General features: G+C 40.6%; 18 protein-coding genes and 1 pseudogene. 7 read left to right on the forward strand and 12 right to left on the reverse strand.

Annotated features, from left to right (window positions below):
• Nucleotides 1-9: 9 nt before the first annotated feature.
• From BBR47_RS17900 to BBR47_RS31305, 10 genes are all read right to left on the reverse strand, one after another.
• Nucleotides 10-372 (reverse strand): HNH endonuclease, encoded by a 363-nt coding sequence (locus BBR47_RS17900; protein WP_015891840.1) that lies wholly within the window; start codon nt 370-372, stop codon nt 10-12.
• Nucleotides 373-534: 162 nt separating this feature from the next.
• Entirely contained in the window at nt 535-1,479 is a 945-nt protein-coding gene (locus BBR47_RS17910; RefSeq protein WP_015891841.1) for a recombinase RecT, read from the reverse strand.
• Nucleotides 1,479-2,348, reverse strand: a complete 870-nt coding sequence (locus BBR47_RS17915) for a YqaJ viral recombinase family protein (protein WP_015891842.1) — start codon at nt 2,346-2,348, stop codon at nt 1,479-1,481. Before BBR47_RS17915 ends, BBR47_RS17910 begins: the two co-directional genes overlap by 1 nt.
• A gap of 118 nt (nt 2,349-2,466) precedes the next feature.
• Nucleotides 2,467-3,174 (reverse strand): hypothetical protein, encoded by a 708-nt coding sequence (locus tag BBR47_RS17920; RefSeq protein ID WP_015891843.1) that lies wholly within the window; start codon nt 3,172-3,174, stop codon nt 2,467-2,469.
• A 7-nt stretch (nt 3,175-3,181) separates the two neighbouring features.
• Complete coding sequence (locus BBR47_RS17925) at nt 3,182-3,553, reverse strand: hypothetical protein (RefSeq protein ID WP_015891844.1); 372 nt, start codon at nt 3,551-3,553, stop codon at nt 3,182-3,184.
• A 170-nt stretch (nt 3,554-3,723) separates the two neighbouring features.
• Entirely contained in the window at nt 3,724-3,948 is a 225-nt protein-coding gene (locus BBR47_RS17930) for a hypothetical protein (RefSeq protein ID WP_015891845.1), read from the reverse strand.
• Complete coding sequence (locus BBR47_RS17935) at nt 3,929-4,168, reverse strand: hypothetical protein (RefSeq protein ID WP_041749504.1); 240 nt, start codon at nt 4,166-4,168, stop codon at nt 3,929-3,931. Before BBR47_RS17935 ends, BBR47_RS17930 begins: the two co-directional genes overlap by 20 nt.
• Before the next feature lie 50 nt (nt 4,169-4,218).
• Complete coding sequence (locus tag BBR47_RS17940; RefSeq protein WP_015891847.1) at nt 4,219-4,650, reverse strand: hypothetical protein; 432 nt, start codon at nt 4,648-4,650, stop codon at nt 4,219-4,221.
• Complete coding sequence (locus tag BBR47_RS17945; protein WP_007719620.1) at nt 4,643-5,194, reverse strand: hypothetical protein; 552 nt, start codon at nt 5,192-5,194, stop codon at nt 4,643-4,645. Before BBR47_RS17945 ends, BBR47_RS17940 begins: the two co-directional genes overlap by 8 nt.
• A 437-nt stretch (nt 5,195-5,631) precedes the next feature.
• A complete protein-coding gene (locus tag BBR47_RS31305; protein WP_015891850.1) occupies nt 5,632-5,790 on the reverse strand; it encodes a hypothetical protein in 159 nt (52 codons plus the stop codon).
• 418 nt (nt 5,791-6,208) lie between these two features.
• Here BBR47_RS31305 and BBR47_RS17960 point away from each other — a divergent pair, with 418 nt between their 5' ends.
• The 5 genes from BBR47_RS17960 to BBR47_RS17975 all read left to right on the forward strand — a co-directional run bounded on the left by BBR47_RS17960 (nt 6,209) and on the right by BBR47_RS17975 (nt 10,293).
• A complete protein-coding gene (locus tag BBR47_RS17960; RefSeq protein WP_015891852.1) occupies nt 6,209-6,583 on the forward strand; it encodes a helix-turn-helix domain-containing protein in 375 nt (124 codons plus the stop codon).
• Between the two features lie 60 nt (nt 6,584-6,643).
• Nucleotides 6,644-6,847, forward strand: coding sequence for a DUF6979 family protein (locus tag BBR47_RS30430; protein WP_015891853.1), 204 nt, complete (start codon nt 6,644-6,646; stop codon nt 6,845-6,847).
• A 23-nt stretch (nt 6,848-6,870) separates the two neighbouring features.
• Nucleotides 6,871-7,038, forward strand: a complete 168-nt coding sequence (locus BBR47_RS32015) for a DUF6979 family protein (protein ID WP_419761091.1) — start codon at nt 6,871-6,873, stop codon at nt 7,036-7,038.
• A 337-nt stretch (nt 7,039-7,375) separates the two neighbouring features.
• Complete coding sequence (locus BBR47_RS17970) at nt 7,376-9,400, forward strand: hypothetical protein (protein WP_015891854.1); 2,025 nt, start codon at nt 7,376-7,378, stop codon at nt 9,398-9,400.
• Nucleotides 9,400-10,293: a restriction endonuclease gene (locus tag BBR47_RS17975; protein ID WP_015891855.1), complete on the forward strand. Its 894-nt coding sequence runs from the start codon at nt 9,400-9,402 to the stop codon at nt 10,291-10,293. The genes BBR47_RS17970 and BBR47_RS17975 overlap by 1 nt, the downstream gene beginning before the upstream one ends.
• A 560-nt stretch (nt 10,294-10,853) precedes the next feature.
• Here BBR47_RS17975 and fxsT read toward each other — a convergent pair.
• On the reverse strand, nt 10,854-14,273 hold the full coding sequence (gene fxsT / locus BBR47_RS29800) for an FxSxx-COOH system tetratricopeptide repeat protein (protein ID WP_015891856.1): 3,420 nt from the start codon (nt 14,271-14,273) through the stop codon (nt 10,854-10,856).
• 241 nt (nt 14,274-14,514) lie between these two features.
• Between fxsT and BBR47_RS17985 the strand changes: the two genes are divergently transcribed.
• Together BBR47_RS17985 and BBR47_RS17990 are read left to right on the forward strand one after the other, a co-directional pair.
• Nucleotides 14,515-15,006, forward strand: coding sequence for an ImmA/IrrE family metallo-endopeptidase (locus BBR47_RS17985; protein ID WP_015891857.1), 492 nt, complete (start codon nt 14,515-14,517; stop codon nt 15,004-15,006).
• Nucleotides 15,007-15,041: 35 nt separating this feature from the next.
• Nucleotides 15,042-16,682 (forward strand): recombinase family protein, encoded by a 1,641-nt coding sequence (locus BBR47_RS17990; protein ID WP_015891858.1) that lies wholly within the window; start codon nt 15,042-15,044, stop codon nt 16,680-16,682.
• Here BBR47_RS17990 and BBR47_RS17995 read toward each other — a convergent pair.
• Nucleotides 16,630-17,697 (reverse strand): annotated as a pseudogene (locus BBR47_RS17995) (YifB family Mg chelatase-like AAA ATPase); the annotation flags it as partial. The gene BBR47_RS17990 and the pseudogene BBR47_RS17995 sit on opposite strands and share 53 nt — an antisense overlap.
• Nucleotides 17,698-17,987: the final 290 nt, after the last annotated feature.

Raw genomic sequence — 17,987 nt, forward strand, 5'->3', positions numbered from 1 at the left:
TCCTCCCGGCTATGATGCTCCTCCCTGATAGAAAGGAAGGAGAGTCTTTTGTTGGTATTCAATAAACGCTAAGCGACCCGCTCGCGTGTTATGAGCCTTCCAGTGGCACGTACCTGACTGAGTAACTGGACCGCATGCCAGTGCAACGTTCCATGGTTCACCAGTTCCTCCTTGGCTTCGGAAGATGATGTGGTGCCCTTCTAATGTCCATACTTGCTTACTACTTTTCTTGCAAAGCACGCAGCAGCCCTTATCCCGTTCCCACACCTCAGCGAGAACTTTGGAAGTAATCTTCCCGCGATCCTTTTGTTTCTTAACTCTTCGCTTAAATGTAGGTTTAGGAACGGCTCGAACCTCATTGAACATGCTCATTTTTATTGCCTTCCTTTTGTGCAAGTACTCTGTACTGCTTTATCTTGATTGGAGTCCATTCCGGATAGTACCTCCTCATGAATGCCGCTGCGAATCGTTTTAGCGTCTCGGTATCTTCAAACACTCGATACATGTCGGGGAGTAGAAACCAACGCTCTATCATTACTCAGCTGCCTCTTCATCGGGTTCAGCTTGACCTTCTTCAACGATCTTATAATCCACATCGAAAATGTTGTCTGACTCAATTCCGTTATCTTTCCGAAGCTTCAGAACGGCTTCATCAGTCGAAAGCTTCTCCTGCACTTCGATGCTAATCGGCATGTATTTCGCCATTTCCTTGATGCAGGTTTTCTTGCACATACTCTCAAAGTGGTCTTTCCATGGACCTACCAACTTCCCGTCTTTCTTGGCAGCAGAATGCGTCATGGCATGCTTTTGGCATTGCTCGGCCGTCATGGTTACAAAATCAAAAGCTCCATCTTTTAGTCGATAAGCTGAATAGTAACGAACTGGCTTCCCTTGATCATTTGCTCCCCTAGATTTAATGGCCCCGATAGCTTGGGCCATCATAATGTCCATGAAATCATCCTTACTCGGAGTGAAGTTCTCTAGGTGGTGCAGCATATCGAAAGGAACATGGACTAGACGCTTGTCCTCACCTTTGATGTAAATGAACAAGTCGTTTTCGTAGACCGTCTCAGCGTAAATCTTAGATACATCACCAGTACGTCGAATCAAATCAATCTGTCCTTTATATCCAATCTGAAACTGGCATTCCATTTGCTTAGTACGGTTGTTTTTGAACGGAACTAAATAGGCGTGTCCAATTAAATTAGGCTCCAGTCCCAACGTCGCGCAGTTCATTACAGCTCCCACAATTGAAGCAGGTGTGCAATCAATAAGTGCTGGTGTCCTACTGATAGCTGTTAACGTGATTCGAGCTAAACGCTCAGGCGTCATGTGCTTTGGAACCAACGATTTAATAGCTTGAAAGTTGTCGGCAAGCTCTTTCTTGATCACTGCGTTAAAGTTTTCAGCCTTAGTCATCGTGCGCTGAGCTAACTGCCCGGCTAAGGCAGACTGATTTACCGTCTTGGCTTCAGACATTATTCATCGCCTCCAATTACCCGAAAAGTTCGGCCGCGCTTCCCGGTCTTCCAAGTAAAGCGAAGATCGCCTTGGAAATACGCTTTTTCACTTGTCTGCATGTAACCCTTAATTTGGTTCTTCGCTGCTTCCTCGCGCTGTTCTGCTTGGGCTTTATCTGCTCGTGCTCGGTGTAACTCTTGTATGATTCGATATGCTTCTTCGGGCAGCTCTATCGAAGAATCCGAAACAGATTCAGGAAATGCATCCTTGAAATACTCAGTATCTTGATGAGAAAAGACTGGCGGAACTTTTGCCATCACATGCTCTTCCCAGAATCCTTTTTCAATAGTGATTAGGTTCTTGATCAGCTCTTCATCCCGTTCGATCACGCGCCATTGAAAATCCCAGCCTCCAATCAGAACGGCGATAAACCATCTATCTGCCCCAGTAGCAGCCATGTAATGGTTGCATTGAAGAATGTATTCCGTTGGAGCCTGCGCACCAGACCAGTCATCCTTGCAATATTCCGATGTGTTCTTGCATTCCAAGCCTGCATTCTGTCCAGGCAACCAGCGATCAATATTAGCTAGCATGAAGGGATGCTCCAGATGTTGAAATATCGCATTTTGCCTCCATACTTTGTATCCGGTATCCTCTGCAAACCAATCAGCAATAACAGGTTCCAGCAGTCGTCCTGCCTTCATTTTTGGATTGTCTTCTACCGGAGGTAGCTCTCCCAGTTTCTCTAGATAAACTGCCATCGGTGATTTATAGCGACTTAACCCACAAATCGCAGCTGCATCGGAACCACCAATTCCAAGACGTCGATGTTCCAGCCAGTCTTGATGCTGCATGTTTAGTGTGTTCACTAAACGAATGGCTTTCATGCTTTGTCCCTCCCTCTTGTTTTTTAGAGGCGAACACGCTACGCTAGTAATATCGATTATTAGTAGCGTGCTTCACCTAAAGCCCCCGTTGCCGCGGGGGTCTTTTTCTTTGTCCTGGCTACGCGATGATGACCAAACGACCAGCATCAACTTCCTTATCCAAAGCTACATGTAGGTAGTCTTTGATGCTCTGCATCGCTTTCAACTTCCAAGCACCACCATCCGCTTCAAACAGCGCGCACTTCGGACCACTCTGCATGCGGAAGATAAATTCACTTGCTGGTTGTTCTACTTCTACAAAGGTACGATAAGGTGCCAGAACAACTGGATTAGGCACAACCACCTGTTCCATCGTTGCCACACCTGTTTTAGCGGTTACAGTCTGTGATACTCCGTCATCACCATAGGTCTTAACCGCATCTTCTTTTATGTTTCCGACTACTTTCAGCATGACTTCACGATCAAAGTTGGGTACGAAGCACGATTGGAGCTTGATGTTGAAACTTTCAGGATCAAGCCAACGTTCGAAAGAGAATTCCGGAAGCATGGCCTGCGCCTTGATCAACCTGTTCCTAGCGAAGTCTCGGTTGAAATTGCTGAAGCATTCCACTTCTGTAGGGGAATTTACATGGACCATCAAGCTATCTGGTCCATCAAACTCAGATTGGAGATACTCAACCAAACCAGACAAACTGTGTACAAGAATCGTTGCCGGTGTAGCCATTTTCACAGGATGTAAGGGCTGAGTTGCGAACTTCTGGTCCCCTATCGTTTCGATACGCGTATTGCCAAGACCAACTAAGTATTCAAATGCACTTTTAATCATGGATAAATCACCCTTTCGATTGGTTTCGGAAATCAACTACTTTGTTACCGCGATCGTCTGCAACATCGCCTTCATCCGTGATGTATGTTTGGCCAACTGCGCCAGATTTTAGTTCAGCAGCTTCAACCTTCCCTTGTCTGTCACGACCCATGATGATCTTCGTTTGCACCCCTTTCGCTGGGGCAAGTGATGACTTCGTATTGATGTCGACCATAGCTAGCTCACGGTCCTCATCGGCCTTGAGTGTCACCGTCATGGTGATGGTTCGTGCTTTCTTTGGATCTGTGTTTGGATCTGCGATGTTTTCCAATACGCGCTTCGCTTCGATGTTGAATTTTTCTGTTAGTGCCCCATTTGCAAAATCGTCCAATTTGAACATGTGTTTTTCCTCCCTTCTCGTTTTTCGCGAGGCTGCCGCGTCCCAACCTCTACGCGGCCGTTGCAGCTCCCTTGACTGCGCCACGCTCTTTCTCCCTCGCTATGTAACCTGTCTCATCAGTGCCGGTAGGTTATTCCCGGCAGACTGAGGCAATGTTGCCCCAGTTTCGACTATTTGAGTAAGCGCCTTGCCTGTTCTCTGATTCCATCTACGAAATCCTCAAAGTCCATTGTTGCTTTCCCATCAACTAATAGCTCTAGCTCCTCGATAACATCCCGTACTGTCCATTCAATTCCACTGTTATCAATATCAAATGCCAAAGTTTCTATCGAACGCTGCCTGCTCGGTTCCGTTTTCTCTACATATTCTTGAAAATCAAGCACTGGTGCGCTCATACTTAATCTCCTCCTCTAATGCTGCGATCTCGCGTACACGCCACTCTATTTCATGGGCTAAATCACGTTTATGAACATCTAGTTCCTCACGAAGACGTTTCATTTGAACGTATTGCACATCTACCGCTCGCCAATCATCATCAGCTTGTCGATATGCTTGTTCTGCGTTTTCAAGCTCACGCTGCAGTTCTGCTATTTGAGAAGCCACTGACTTTTTCAAAGGCTTGTCCTCCCTAACCAGGTATGGTACTCTTCGATTAGATGTGTTTTCTAAGCCGTCCGTTCGCCGCGGGCGGTTTTTTCATATTGTAGGTATGCAGCGACTTCTCTCGCTTTCAAAAGGACCGCTTTCCGCTTACCCTTCACCATTACATACGGTGCTTTAAGAAATCGCCTCTCCCGCTCTGCCTTTACCTCCCGTAAACGAGCAGCTAGCCATAGAGCCTGTGACGCCTTGTTTTGTACCACACCTCTACCGTTCTCAACCGCTCTTTCTAACGCTCCAGCAGCCTGTTCTAACTGTTCCTCATCCAAGTAACCGGGATTTCCACCATACATTTCGATAAGAGTATTTGCCGTGATGATAAGCCGTTTTGCTTGCCAGGCATTACCCGCTTGCTGAACCCTGACCTTCTCTTCCACTAATGCCCCGATCATAATCATGAGCTGGTCTTGATCAAACACCATGTACTGATTATTCATGTAGCCCTACCCCTTTCATCATTTTCATGAGTCCATTTTTCATCCACTTTGATTTGTGGATAGCCCATTGTTTAATCCATGACACCTTGTACTCCCTGCAAAGGATTGCTGCGAGGTTGGTACTTGCTGTGACGACATCCAATGTCTCTTGGATCAAGGTTTCGATTGCTTGCCTTTCCTGTGTTGTTAAGGATCGTGGCGGCGCACTGATAAGGCTTTCCTCTGCCTCTCGAATCACTTTCAATAGCTCGTTCATTTCGTGTTCCGTGCGATCCAGTACGGTGTGACGATTCACTTCGATTCGATCACCGCCTATGATTCCGGGACTTGTCCCAGCAGTTGACTCTTGAGCCGCCTCCATCGATAGGTATGGGTTATCGGTTAATAGCACCGATTTCGACTTAATATCTGGAGGCGTAATAGTCCTACCCGTTGTGTAGGAGGAGATCGCCTCTCTGCTGACGTTCGTTTCGAAGCTGAATGCCATTTGAGTCATCCCAGCCTCATGGAGTGACTGGCTCAATTGCCTGCCAAAGTCGCTCATGTGTTCGCACCATCCTTACCTTCGTTATTCGATTTTCGATGTACAATGAATCCAAGCTCACTTTCCAGACTCTCCCTCGGCATCCATATGAGCCGAGGGCTTTCTTTTTCTGATTAGCTCATACAGTCTTTCCTTGTAAGCCAGAAGTCTTGGGAGCCGACGTTGCCGTTTCTCTCGTGGCCATTTTGCTGATTGTTTGACTTTCTTGGTGTACCAGCCAATTCGTTTAACTAAATGATCGAGTTCATCCAAATTGATCACCTCACTTTCATCACACAACTGCATGCAGCGTCGAGTCTTGGCAGTGACCCCACCTTGACCTTGTTATCACCCTTACCTGGTGAAATGGTGGAATGTATTAAGGTGCGGCTCATATCTTCGCTCGCTCCCGCTCTTCGGCGCTCTATGCAGTTGTGTGAGTGTCGTCCAGTACTCCTTTAGGCTGTTTCCTCTTTCTTTACTGGTTGATCCGTCACAGTTGCTTCCTTTGGTTCTGCTGGCTTTGACTTAAGTAAAACCTCCAAAGCATGGACCATTCGTTTCATATCAGGTGCGAACTCACGATGGAATTCGATACCTTTAGGTGGTTTGATCATGATTAGTCTCCTTTCAAGCTGAAATCTCTTTGTCACACACGTGAGACACCTTGTCCAAAAAAAAGATATCTTCAAATGTACGATTTGGAAAAGCTGCTAGCACTTTGGCGATGAAATCCTTTCCTAGCGAAAAGCGTTTGTCAACAGCAGGAAGTTTCGCCCTCCATAGTTGGCTCCTTGATACTCCAATGAACTCGGAAAACTCTTGGTCATTCATCTTCATATCGTTCCGGAGATTATCAAGAACCCCCGGCTTTAGAATCACTGTCACTTCTTTACCCCCTTCCTTGTCTCACGCATGTTACAACTATAAATTACCATACGCGTAACATGTGTGCAACAACAAATTTCACGAATGATACAACTTTGTTTCATACATGATACATAGATTTGATATGATAAAGACGGTGATGTGACGATGAATCTAAAAGAATTCGGCGTGTTTTTTGCTCGTATTAGAGAAAAAAGTGGATACAGAAGCCAGCGGGAACTCGCGGATGTTTCAGGCGTGAGCCATTCGACAATTAATAGAATTGAAGCTGGTACCCATAAAACTAAACACGAGACCTTGAAAGTGCTTGCTACCTATCTAAAGGACGTTACATATGAGGAGCTTTTGGAGAAAGCCGGAATTTTAGAGGATACAGCTTCCCCTTCCTCCAAGAAAGACAAACCACTTTCCGAATATGAAAGCTTATTCTTCTACGAGTTAGAAAAGCTAAGCGAGGAAGATAAACAGAAGGCTTTAGAACATGTGAGGTACTTGAGATATCTTGCAGAGCAACAGAAATGACAACGAGACGAGCTACTTAATAGCCGTCTCGTTTTTATTAGAGATCAGGAGGCTTGATTTATGGGTAAATACGGTGAAACTGCACTACAGGCAGTTAAATTGATTGAATCAAATCAAGCTGCTACTCCCCAAGAAGCCTGGGAGAAGGCGTCAACCAAGCTATTTGGCGCAGGTACACATGGACAAAGAAAAGGATGTCCTAAAGGTGCATTCTTGGGGCTTTGTGAGGAAGGCTTTGTGAGGAAGGCTTTGTACGCGGAATAGAGGCTGGCAATTATACAAAGTCACTGGATAATAAAGCTTATGCTCTTAAAGGTGTTGAATTACTAATAAAAGACCCTGTCCTATCACAAAGTCCTTCAACCTTGTGGAAGGCAATCAATATACAAAAGAGTCATAACAGTCAGATGGATGTTTTGATATCCCTTTGGAACAATGACCTGATCGTGAGGTAGTCCACGATACTTACTAACATTCTAGTTATATAAGGCACTTGGCGGAGATTGAAAAAAGAAATGAATTAAGACACGTTGATAACCGAAGGTTGTTATTGCAAAATAATGTTCTGATTTTCCTTGTTTCTTGTAATTGGCGTCGTTGTTTACTCCTGGCAATGCGAGAGTTCGTAGAACATATAAATGGTTCTCGCCTTTAATATTATGACCTTAATTGTTGTAAGAACAAAGTCTGCCAGTGTAGCTCCGCTATCATTTAAAATTAAAAGCTGATAGTTATACCGTGTATTTTCAAGCCAGTTATCTGAATAATAATTGATGTTGGGAGGGTCATCACATGTATAAAAAGATTTTTCGGTTAGCATATAAGACTTATGGTTTCAGTAAGTCGATTAATGAGATTTTTTCAACACATATATCAAAATTTCATGATCGGATTGAGTATGCAATATGGATGCAACATTTAAAATCAATGAAGGCACCAAATGGGAAAGAACTCGACTATATCGAGTTTTACCTAAAGAATTTCTCGTTTACGCAAGAACACATGCAGACCCTAGAATTGGACCTTCCAGACCACGTTACCATTGAATTGTTGGACAGTATACTTACCTCTAAAATGGAACAATTCCTTTTGACTTCTCAAAGTTTCGAGGAGTTTGATAGAGAAGAGCAAAATACATCTACTGTTCCATCCATTTCGTTTGCGACATACCTAAAAGGTCCAAAAATCAAGAACGACTTGCCAGAATACTTGAAACAACTACAAGAATATCGAAACTTATCTCTGGAGAACGATAGGAAGCCGCTTTATTTTTATTTGTATCGTCTCCGAAACAATCTTCTTCACGGGATTAACTCTCGGTTTTATTCGATCAAGTATGTTCATAAATCATTGGAAATCTTGAAGGAATATTTCGAGAATCTCTTGATTGATCAATTACTATACAGTATTCCTTCCAATTTAACTTCTCAGTCCATCACTCAATTATCCAAACAGATTGAAGCGATGACTATCAGAGATTTTGCATCCGATTATAGACTTGGCAGGAATTTAGAAGAAGGCGATCAGTTGTATGGTAAGATCACTAGCAAAATAAGTAGTTCCTTACAGATTGAACAGTTGACAAACTTGCATAATAAAAATCTTGAGAACATACTCCGGCAAAATTTGAATGAAGAAACTTTGCACGAATGGTTCATTACTTATCAAGGTGATCTCTTTAAAACAGCCACAACAATATTAGATGATCTGCCTCAACCAGTCGAATCAATTAGATCCTCAAATCGCTCATTTGGCACACTACGCAAAATAATTGTTAGAAGGGTCTTAGATGAAGGGAACCCAGAAAAGCTTATCGAAGACGCTTATAATGGAGTCCGTCCTGAAGTGATTAAGCAGGTGTTTGAGCAGATGTATGAAGAACGCCTTACAGAGGCAATCTATACGGTAGCATTTCATGTAAAAGATATTAAAGCAGAAAATAGCTTTACGAGGCTGGAAATTGAGAATATCGAATTTTTATCCGGACCACTCTTTGAAGGTTGGCAACTAGGGCTTGCTCACCAAGAAAAGCGGGAACAACCACTCCTATTTGAGAGCCTACCGGAACAAAAAGACAATCACATATGGGTTCTGGTTCGACAGATTACTGCAGCCAAATTTGATTCTGAAATGGCAGCTCAACGAGCCAAGGATAAGCTTTTAGGTTGTCTTGGACTAATGTATTACTTTGTGGCTCGTGAGGATCAACATAACTTTACGATCGAACCTTCTTGCTATGCTTATAATCATGATAAAGAGATTTTTACGGTGTTGAACCAATTGAAAGAAAAGAGAGAGGAATTAAAAAGTGTCGACGAACTAGATCCTTCTCTGATTGAGCTTTTAGCTCGATTTTATCCAATTAATCACAATTGGAAGGCTTCCGTCCTGGCAGCTGCCAATCATTATCACGTATTTTGTAGTTCATTTGAATTATCGGAACAGATTAGAAGATTGAAGTTAATGCTTTCATGCATATTCCGAGAAATTCATAAACCAGAATTACTAGCAGCCGCATCTGCAGTGTTTATTGCCGGTATAAATTACGATGGACCGGGTGTAACATACAAAGACATGAGAAGATGGTTGTTTGAGGATTTTCGAGAGTTTCTTGAAATCGCGGACGCCCCCGGTAAGGAGGCGTTAAAAGAGCGAATTATTGAACGCTTTAAAGTTTTTTGCAAGAATATTTTTGTAACTACCCTCTTAAATTTTGATTCACTTCAAGATGACGTAGAAGATGCAACTGTTACGGATATCGTGGAGTGGTTGTTCTTTATATATCCCGACAGTCACTTGATCAGGGAGGAAAACTGATGGAGACTGTCCCTAAATATTCACTATCTAATACCATGGAGCAGTTGAATGGAGAGCGGTGCTACATTTTTGATCAAGTCGGTTCTAAGTTGTTGGCCCATGCAACATTTGCCGTGTCAGACGTATCTTATTTTACCAGTCAAATGCACGAGGCTAGATTACCCGTAAGGAGCGACTCGCCAACTTACAGATTGACTTTGAAACAGGTCACCTCTTCACTGCATAAGGGAAGTTATCAAGTGAAGGTGCTTGCTAAATTAGAAGGATTACATCACGTTGTGCTAAAGATTGATGATGTAAGTTGGGATGTATTTGGTGGGCATTTAACTGCTCAAGTGCCAAAGGACACTCTTTCCGTGGTGCCAATCACTGAAGAGGATTTCGAAGCACTTTCCAGAGCCGTTTTTGATTTTGACTGGTCAAAGTTAATCGTACCGGCAGAATGCTCAGGAACAAAGCAGTCAGATGCTTTTGAGGATCTGGTCTCTGAGTTACTACAAACAATGGCAATTGATAACTTTACTCGTATCGGCACTGGTGTTGACCGTGGGCGTGACGGGCAATTTCAAATAAACATGGCATCATGGATACACAGTGTTAATGTATCGACGAACTGGGTATTACAGTGTAAATATTCTATGAACAGAAGCAACCTATCCATAGATGAAATATACTCAGAGATGATTAAAGTGCTTATGCACAAGCCAGATTATTATTTGCTTGTTACGAACCGGAAGTTAACTAGCGATTTTGTTGACTGGTTTCAAAGTGATTTGATGCAGGATACTAATTACTATATTCCATTCAAAAAAGTTTTGATTCAACGAGAGGAATTGGAAGGAATGCTTTCTTTGCCTCAGTATCTATGGTTGAAAAAAAAGTACTTTGGGTAGTATACGGGGGGTTAACTATACCAATCTCACTACCTAGTCGTTTTTTAATTTACGGATACGATATTGGTTTTTCCCTCAAAAAAGACGAGCTTTAGTCAGAATGGTCTTTGTTCAATACTTGATGTTACTTAAAGTACTGGAGAACGTTATTAAACTATCCCGTTTAATTGTTCAAGGAAATCCCCTTTAAGCAAAAAGGCTTGAACATGTAAAGTCTTTAAGGTATCTTACGGAGCAACAGAAATGACAACGAGATTCGTAATAATTAACACGAGTCTTTTGTTATTGATAATTTTTTTGGAGGGTTTAAATGAAATCTTAACCTCTCTTATTTATGGCAAACGGCTTTTTAAAGCCAAGTATACGATATTGTAAGACTTCAATTTCATGACAGGATAATTCAAACTTCTATCCAAAAGTAACCTTAAGACTTGGCCAGGAAGCATAAAATGGATAAGGAAAAGAATATCTGCAGGCAATTTGAGGTATTTTACGGAAACTAGAGAATGAGTATAAAACAACAATAAGACACGCTGAAGTGTCTTATTGTTGTTTTATACTCAATAAACTTTCTTAAATCTATTAGATAAACGGTTTAAAAATTTCTCTTGATCAATACCTAACTTTTTTAATAATAGTTCATATGCTAAGATGTACTCTTGAATTACATGGTCTTCTAGTCCAATAATATTAACTCGTATACTTATTGCTTCTTCAAACTGCTTGTTCGCAACTTTTATGTTTCTCATGTTAAGATTACACAGAGAAGCGTTGAAAAGAGCATTGGAAGCAAAAATATTATTAACTCCAATTTTTTTTTCAAATATATTAATTGATTCATTCAAACATGATAAAGCTTCATCGATACTACCTTGTAGTATCAATAATTCTCCCATTTTCCCTAAATCTTTTGCTACTTCTAAGTGTTCTTCATCGTACAAATATTTATCAATTTTTAATACTTCTTTTAGCATCTCAATTGCTTTATCTACTTGACCTGAAGCACTTAAAATAGCTCCTAGGTTAAATAAGCACTGTGCTTTTGCAGGATGCAATGGATTATTAAACATTTCTAAATAACCCAATGCAGTTTCATAATAACCCTTTGCAACTTCTAAATCTTTTTGTGCTTCACTTACCATCCCTAAATTATTTGTTACTGATACTAAGTCTACATTTATCTCATTTTCATAAATGTTTTTATATATCCTATAGGCTCTTTTAAAATATTTTTTTGCAAGATCATATTTGTGTGAATAAAGATAAGCTAAACCCAAGTTATTATAATCCCTCGCTAAATCAGGATGTTCTTTATTCGGGTAGAACATTTCATTAATTGCTATAGCCTGTTGTGAATACCCAATAGCCTTCTCAGTTTCTTCTAGATCAATATACATTAAACATAGACTACTATATACACTTGCAATTGTCGTTTTCGCTTGAGGCACGTGATGTTCTGCGAATCGGCAAAAATCAATGATTTGATAATAATACTTTTCTGCAGATTTATAATCTCCATTCAATTTGAATTGCTTAGCGATGTTATTTACTACATCAAGAATATTAATTCCTTTCAAATCTTCAAGATCATTACTACTCTCTAATAGTTGCAATGTTTCAGTTAGATAGTAATTTGCAGCATCTAAACTACCTAACGCAACTAAATTAGTACATAACATACAATTTATTTGAGCCTTTAATCCAGTATTTAAATCTTTACACTCTAAAGCTTTACTTAAATAATCATGACTTAAATTGTACTTTCCAATTTCAGATAGTACTTGAGCATATGAGATATACTCTTTAACTAATCTGTTATCCTCTCCATCGTATATCCCTAAGCCAATTTTTAAAGCTCTTTCAAAAATTGTATGGGCTTCTCGAACAGCCCCCTTTTTATACTGGTGATGTCCAACAATATTAAGCGTTTCTAATATAACAGGTATAAAATTTAAATCAGATTCAAAATTGTCAACTAAGGTTAGAGAGTTATTTAATAAATCGGAATCTAATTGTTCATAGTCAGGATACAGAGACAGGTTGTAACTAATAACATCCCAACAAACTTCCGCGGTTACTCTTTTTTCTTCTTTCGATAAACCGTCTTGTATAACACCTTGGACTAAGCGATGCATTGTTATACGCTTTCCGTTAATTTCAATTATCGAATACCTTTTTAAAAGTGAAAGTATTTCATCAAGTATAAATTCATCTTTGATATAGAATGAGATTTTATTTGAAGATGAATCTAGACAATTATAAAAAAGTTTCTTTGGAATATTATCAGCTGAGAAAAAAGCACAAAAATTAATAAAGTTTATTGCGACAGGAAGCAAAGATCCTACTTTGTTTAGAGAAATTTCCCATGTAGTCGCAATAGTATATTCATAATCTAGAGGAATCCCTTTACTAGTAAGAATTGAACGGTGTTTAATAAAGCGATCTTGATACTCTTTAATGGTAAGTCCCGTTTGTTGAATGTATGCTCCTGCCTGATCTAATGCCAGTGGAATATCATTTAGTATATTTGCAAGTTCATCAAGGTGAACACATTCATTACTACTTACTTTTGTTTTCCTAATAAGAAAATCCATTGAATGCTCTCTGTTAAGTTTATCTATAGTTAAGGGATAATTGTACCCAGGCCAATTAGAATCCCTCGAAGTTATTAAAACGTGCCCGTTAAAAAGATTAGGTAAATAGTTGTCTATTTCCTCTTCAGAATTCGCATTATCAAATACTAACAACCAATTATTATTTTGTTCCATCCATCTTTTTAGTTGTTTTAATACAATTGAGTCGTTTTTTTCGTCTTTAATTGGAATCTTAAGTTCAATTAACAAACTTTCAATGTCAGCTAAAATTGAGTTTTGATTTTCGGCATGAATCCACCAAACAACTCGATAATTATCAATATTTCTATATGAGTACTCAACCGCGATCTGTGTTTTTCCCATTCCCCCTAAACCTGATACTATAAATGATTTGTGACCTATATCAGGCTCAATAAAATAATCTCTTATTTTCTTTAACTCTACTTCCCTACCTATAAAATTTATATTTCTCTTAAATGGTAAGTTGTTTATTAAAGGTAACTGTTTCGTTTGTTTCACTACAGTGGGTGTGTTAAAAAAAAAATCGGTTCCCCCTTTAGCTTCTAATCCTTGCAATAATTTTCTGATCTCTTTAACACGAGTTGAATCTTTAACGTTAATCGGAATAACTTCTAATCCACACTCCTCTTTCAATTCAAGAACTCTATCGGGAGATGGATTTGTCAAGATAATGTAATGCGTGTTATTAAAATGTGATTTGTAATCTTTAATCAATTGCTTAATGTATTGGTCCTCAAAAGAAAAACCGAGGAACAAAAATGTATTATTACCTAAAAGAGTCGAGAATAGATTTCTATACTTTTCTTGAGAGTAAACCTGCTCATATCCTTCCCTTGATAATACTATTGATCCAGTATTAGATAGGCTCCCGTGCAAGTGCCATATTCTTTTTTTTCTTTCAGTATTATGAAGTTCAGTTGACTTAACAGTTGCAATACTTAAATCTATTGGATGATATTTTTCCCCCTGAAGGTATTGATATAATAAGTCATCATAATTTGTGGTTAAAAATGTATTAAACTTCATTTCGCCAAGATCACTATAGTTATGATCTTCATAAGGTACCTCTGTTTTAACCATGTTTTCTATTATGTCTTTTACTTTTTCTTGAATTTCAAATTCCGAAAAATTCGTATACTTTTTAATGTTATCCACTGCACTCCAATAATCATGCATATCTAAGTCAAACTCGATAGAAGGTTGATATTTATCAGGTACCAAGCATAGTAACTTTTTTATTATGCCTTCCCAAGTTGGAATGTTGAATGGATATGATAAACCTGCACCAATGAACGGAATTAATTTACCTTCATTATAAAGTTTTTTCAGTTGTGCAATTTTATGATCTGACTGTGTTATTGTCATTTAAATGATCCCCTCTAATGAAATTTATGATATGAAATTCCAAAGATTTAGGTAGGTGAATATCTATATACATTCGATAAATAGCGCCAATTACCTACAATATTCCATCGTGCATATCCGACATAAAACGACAAAACCTCATATTTAAGTCGTAATCAATACATAGATTTGTCACTAGTAGGAAAAAAGTAGTAATGGTAAGATTATACACAGAACAAACGTTCCTACTAGAGGTGAATCAATGAAGCTATCTTACACTCCTACCCCTCTTGAAACTTGGATAAGCCACTTTTACAAACAACTTGGCATAAAAACACCTGAAGAACTAGATGAACATCGTATAGCAAGATCACTAGGCATCCATCTCTTTTACAAAGAGATTCCATCAATGGCATATGAATTCGGCCGCTTCAAAAGTATAACGATAGACAAACGACTCCCTTCTCTTGTGCAAAGGGAGCATTTTTATCATGAGCTTTGTCATATCCTTCGTCATTCAGGACGCCAGTTAATGATGCCTGCTGCCTTCCGTGAGTTACAGGAATGGGATGCAAGGAATTTCACAAGATACGCTGCCTTACCACTACATATGCTGAAGAACTATGATTATAAGCAGCCTGAAATATTAGATATCCTATCAGAGCAGTTTAAGGTTACACCGGAACTTTGTTCAGATAGATTGCTGAGAATCAAATCAAAATTGTCTTGCAACCCAATCCGATTCATCTCGTAACAAATCAAAAGGACAAATTAATATAGGAGGGAACCATGTTGCGGTTAGGAATTTATGCACGTGTTAGTTCAGACGATCAAGCAGAACGTGGTACGATCGAAAACCAGCTCGAGTTTGCTCGTAAGTATGCGGATCTCCATCAGTTAGAAATCGTTAAGTGGTACAAAGACGACGGCGTTACTGGAACAATACCACTAGAAGCTCGTCCAGCTGGTCGCGAACTGTTACAAGATGCTAAGAACGGAATTATCGATCTCCTTCTTATTTACCGGTTAGACCGACTTGGGCGATCCGCTAGAATTATCCTGAACTCTGTACACGAACTTGAAAGTGACGGTGTTAAAATTCGTTCTATGACGGAGCCGTTTGATACCGGAGATCCGTCTGGCCGTTTCCTTTTAACCATTCTAGCAGGGGTAGCTGACTTAGAGCGTGAGACCATCATAGAACGTTTGTGGTACGGTGCAAACCGCGCTGCACGGGCTGGTAAATGGCTTGGAGGTATTGTCCCCTATGGATACCGCGTAGACAGTGATGGCTATCTGCAGATTTGTGAAGACCTACTCCCTAACTCCGATATGACAGAGGCAGGTGTTGTCCGACTCATCTTTCACATGTTAGCTAACCAAGGTCATTCATGCATAAAAGTCTCTGACTATTTAAATGCATTAGGCGTCCCTACCGCTTACGCGAAGGATGAACGGAAGATTACTCGAGGGAAACGAAAAGAGAATACTGCGGGTATCTGGCGCCCCTCAAGAATACGTGGGATCATTACGAATACCTCGTACAAGGGAGTACATTTCTATGGTAAACGGAGCACACGAAAACGCGATGTAATTGAACGTGAAGTTCCAGCCATCGTTGATGTAGAAACGTGGGAAAAAGCGCAGAAAGTCCTTCGAGGTAACCAAATAGAAGCTATGCGTAACATCAAGAATCAGTATTTACTCCGTAGTTTACTAAAGTGTCAGTGCTGCGGATTAACTTACGTGGGGATTCATTATCCAGGAAGTAAACGAGCTCTAAAAGGGTACTACACTTGCACAGGTAAACAAGCATATAAGGGCCCAATGCAAGGTAAATGTACTTCGAAAAATTTACCCCAGGATTGGATTGAGGATCTTGTGTGGAGGGATTGCTTAGCCTTTATAAATCAGCCAGGGGAAGCCCTTCAGGAGATTGCTGCAGCTAGGGAAGTAAAGCAGACTGAGAAGGTCGATTTGGAGTCTGAAATAGCACTTATTCAAAAGAGCATTGATGATAAAGATGTAGAACGCCAGAGTATCCTGGACCTCTTTCGTAAAAGCATCATCACTTTTACCGATTTAGAGAAACAGATTCAAAAAATTAATCAAGAGAAAGAGATCCTCGAGCAACGTATAAAAGAAATACGGACCTCGCTGCAAGTTGACCGCGATTACTCTACTAAGGTAAAGAATGCTTTTCAATTACTCACATCACTCCGAAACAAACTAGATGACAATCCATCCTTTGAAACGAGACGTGAAATTGTGAAGACTCTGGTACACCGCATACAGGTGCATACAGCCCCTAGTGAAGGTTCAAAACGCCCTCGTGCTTCAGTCACCGTTCAATATTGTTTTTCCAAGGATATTATCTACACGGACAAGGATTGCACGAACCAATTAACAGAAACCGAGCGGGAAAAGTAAAAACCTGCTTAGATCGTCCAATTGTGACAACCCCTGATTCCAGAGGCTGACGCAGTACCTCTAATACATGACGAGAAAACTCGGGCATCTCATCTAGGAAGAGGATACCACCGTGAGACAAGCTACACTCTCCCGGACGTGGGATTTGGGCACCTCCGCCAATCAGTGCAGTAGCGGTAATCGTATGGTGCGGGGCACGAAACGGTCTTTCTTCGACAAGCCCACTCTCCCGCTTCAATTGACCAGCAATACTGTATATTTTCGTCACTTCGTACGACTCATGAATGGTCATATGGGGCATGATACCAGGCAGGCAAGTAGCTAAAAGGGTTTTCCCTGAACCTGGGGGCCCCACCAATATCACATTGTGAAATCCAGCTGCTGCTATCTCCAAGCCACGTTTTACAAATTGCTGTCCGTAAACATTGGCAAAGTCAGGAGGCAACTGGTTGGCATTTGTCTTGCCTACCTCCGATTCGGAAAGAATCAAGTCTATGTTCTTACTATGAAGTCCTTCTTTCCAATAGTTTACGGCCTCTTCCAGATTGCTTGCAGGCAATACAATAATGTCGACAAGCCGTGCTTCCGCTGCATTTTGTTCAGGGAGAATCACGTGGGTAAATCCTGCATTTTTAGCTTCTAGCAAAATAGGAAGCACACCTGTTACAGGGCGAAGAGAACCGTCTAATGCCAACTCTCCTAAAACGAGGATTCTCTCTGGTCTAGGGAGCATTTGCTTCGAGGCTAGTAAAATACCAAAGGCAATCGCAAGGTCGAAACCTGAGCCTTCCTTCCGTTGATCTGCAGGTGCCAGATTGACGGTGATCCGCTGCATTGGGTAATCGTAGCCTGCGTTACGCAAGGCAGCACGGACGCGATCTCTTGCTTCTTTTACTGCGGAACCGCCTAGTCCGACCAAATCGAATTGAGGCAAGCCATTAGCTATGTCTGTTTCTACAGTGACGACCATTCCGTCAATGCCAAGCACCGTGCCTGAATAGCTGCATGCGTACATATCCTCTCCCCCTCTGGTTATAGGGTAGGAAAAGATAGAGGGGGTGGGCAAGTATATTAGAGCTTATTCCAAAACGTTTATTTGTCTAAAGTCTTTTACTCTGGACTTCATAGAAGAGTAAAATTTGAGAGTTGAACATCGATTCAACTGTAACTTCTATGTTTTCGTGGCGAAATGGCTCTTTTCGTTTTTGTCAAAACAATAGACCTTATATGTTTGCCATTTACTGTCTTGGCTGTTTTCCAAAGAAATCATTTTGGCAGTGACCTCATCTTGACCTTGTTATCACG

This window comes from Brevibacillus brevis NBRC 100599 (assembly GCF_000010165.1).
GTDB classification, from domain to species: Bacteria; Bacillota; Bacilli; order Brevibacillales; family Brevibacillaceae; genus Brevibacillus; species Brevibacillus brevis_D.

Excerpts from the sequence above, each read along its gene's own strand:
- BBR47_RS17990 (WP_015891858.1), top strand. The coding sequence starts at position 15,042 with ATGTTGCGGTTAGGAATTTATGCACGTGTTAGTTCAGACGATCAAGCA.
- BBR47_RS17920 (WP_015891843.1), bottom strand. The coding sequence starts at position 3,174 with ATGATTAAAAGTGCATTTGAATACTTAGTTGGTCTTGGCAATACGCGT.
- BBR47_RS17910 (WP_015891841.1), bottom strand. The coding sequence starts at position 1,479 with ATGTCTGAAGCCAAGACGGTAAATCAGTCTGCCTTAGCCGGGCAGTTA.
- BBR47_RS17900 (WP_015891840.1), bottom strand. The coding sequence starts at position 372 with ATGAGCATGTTCAATGAGGTTCGAGCCGTTCCTAAACCTACATTTAAG.
- BBR47_RS17940 (WP_015891847.1), bottom strand. The coding sequence starts at position 4,650 with ATGAATAATCAGTACATGGTGTTTGATCAAGACCAGCTCATGATTATG.
- fxsT (WP_015891856.1), bottom strand. The coding sequence starts at position 14,273 with ATGACAATAACACAGTCAGATCATAAAATTGCACAACTGAAAAAACTT.
- BBR47_RS17985 (WP_015891857.1), top strand. The coding sequence starts at position 14,515 with ATGAAGCTATCTTACACTCCTACCCCTCTTGAAACTTGGATAAGCCAC.
- BBR47_RS17925 (WP_015891844.1), bottom strand. The coding sequence starts at position 3,553 with ATGTTCAAATTGGACGATTTTGCAAATGGGGCACTAACAGAAAAATTC.
- BBR47_RS17945 (WP_007719620.1), bottom strand. The coding sequence starts at position 5,194 with ATGAGCGACTTTGGCAGGCAATTGAGCCAGTCACTCCATGAGGCTGGG.
- BBR47_RS17960 (WP_015891852.1), top strand. The coding sequence starts at position 6,209 with ATGAATCTAAAAGAATTCGGCGTGTTTTTTGCTCGTATTAGAGAAAAA.
- BBR47_RS17970 (WP_015891854.1), top strand. The coding sequence starts at position 7,376 with ATGTATAAAAAGATTTTTCGGTTAGCATATAAGACTTATGGTTTCAGT.
- BBR47_RS31305 (WP_015891850.1), bottom strand. The coding sequence starts at position 5,790 with ATGATCAAACCACCTAAAGGTATCGAATTCCATCGTGAGTTCGCACCT.
- BBR47_RS17975 (WP_015891855.1), top strand. The coding sequence starts at position 9,400 with ATGGAGACTGTCCCTAAATATTCACTATCTAATACCATGGAGCAGTTG.
- BBR47_RS17915 (WP_015891842.1), bottom strand. The coding sequence starts at position 2,348 with ATGAAAGCCATTCGTTTAGTGAACACACTAAACATGCAGCATCAAGAC.
- BBR47_RS17930 (WP_015891845.1), bottom strand. The coding sequence starts at position 3,948 with ATGAGCGCACCAGTGCTTGATTTTCAAGAATATGTAGAGAAAACGGAA.
- BBR47_RS30430 (WP_015891853.1), top strand. The coding sequence starts at position 6,644 with ATGGGTAAATACGGTGAAACTGCACTACAGGCAGTTAAATTGATTGAA.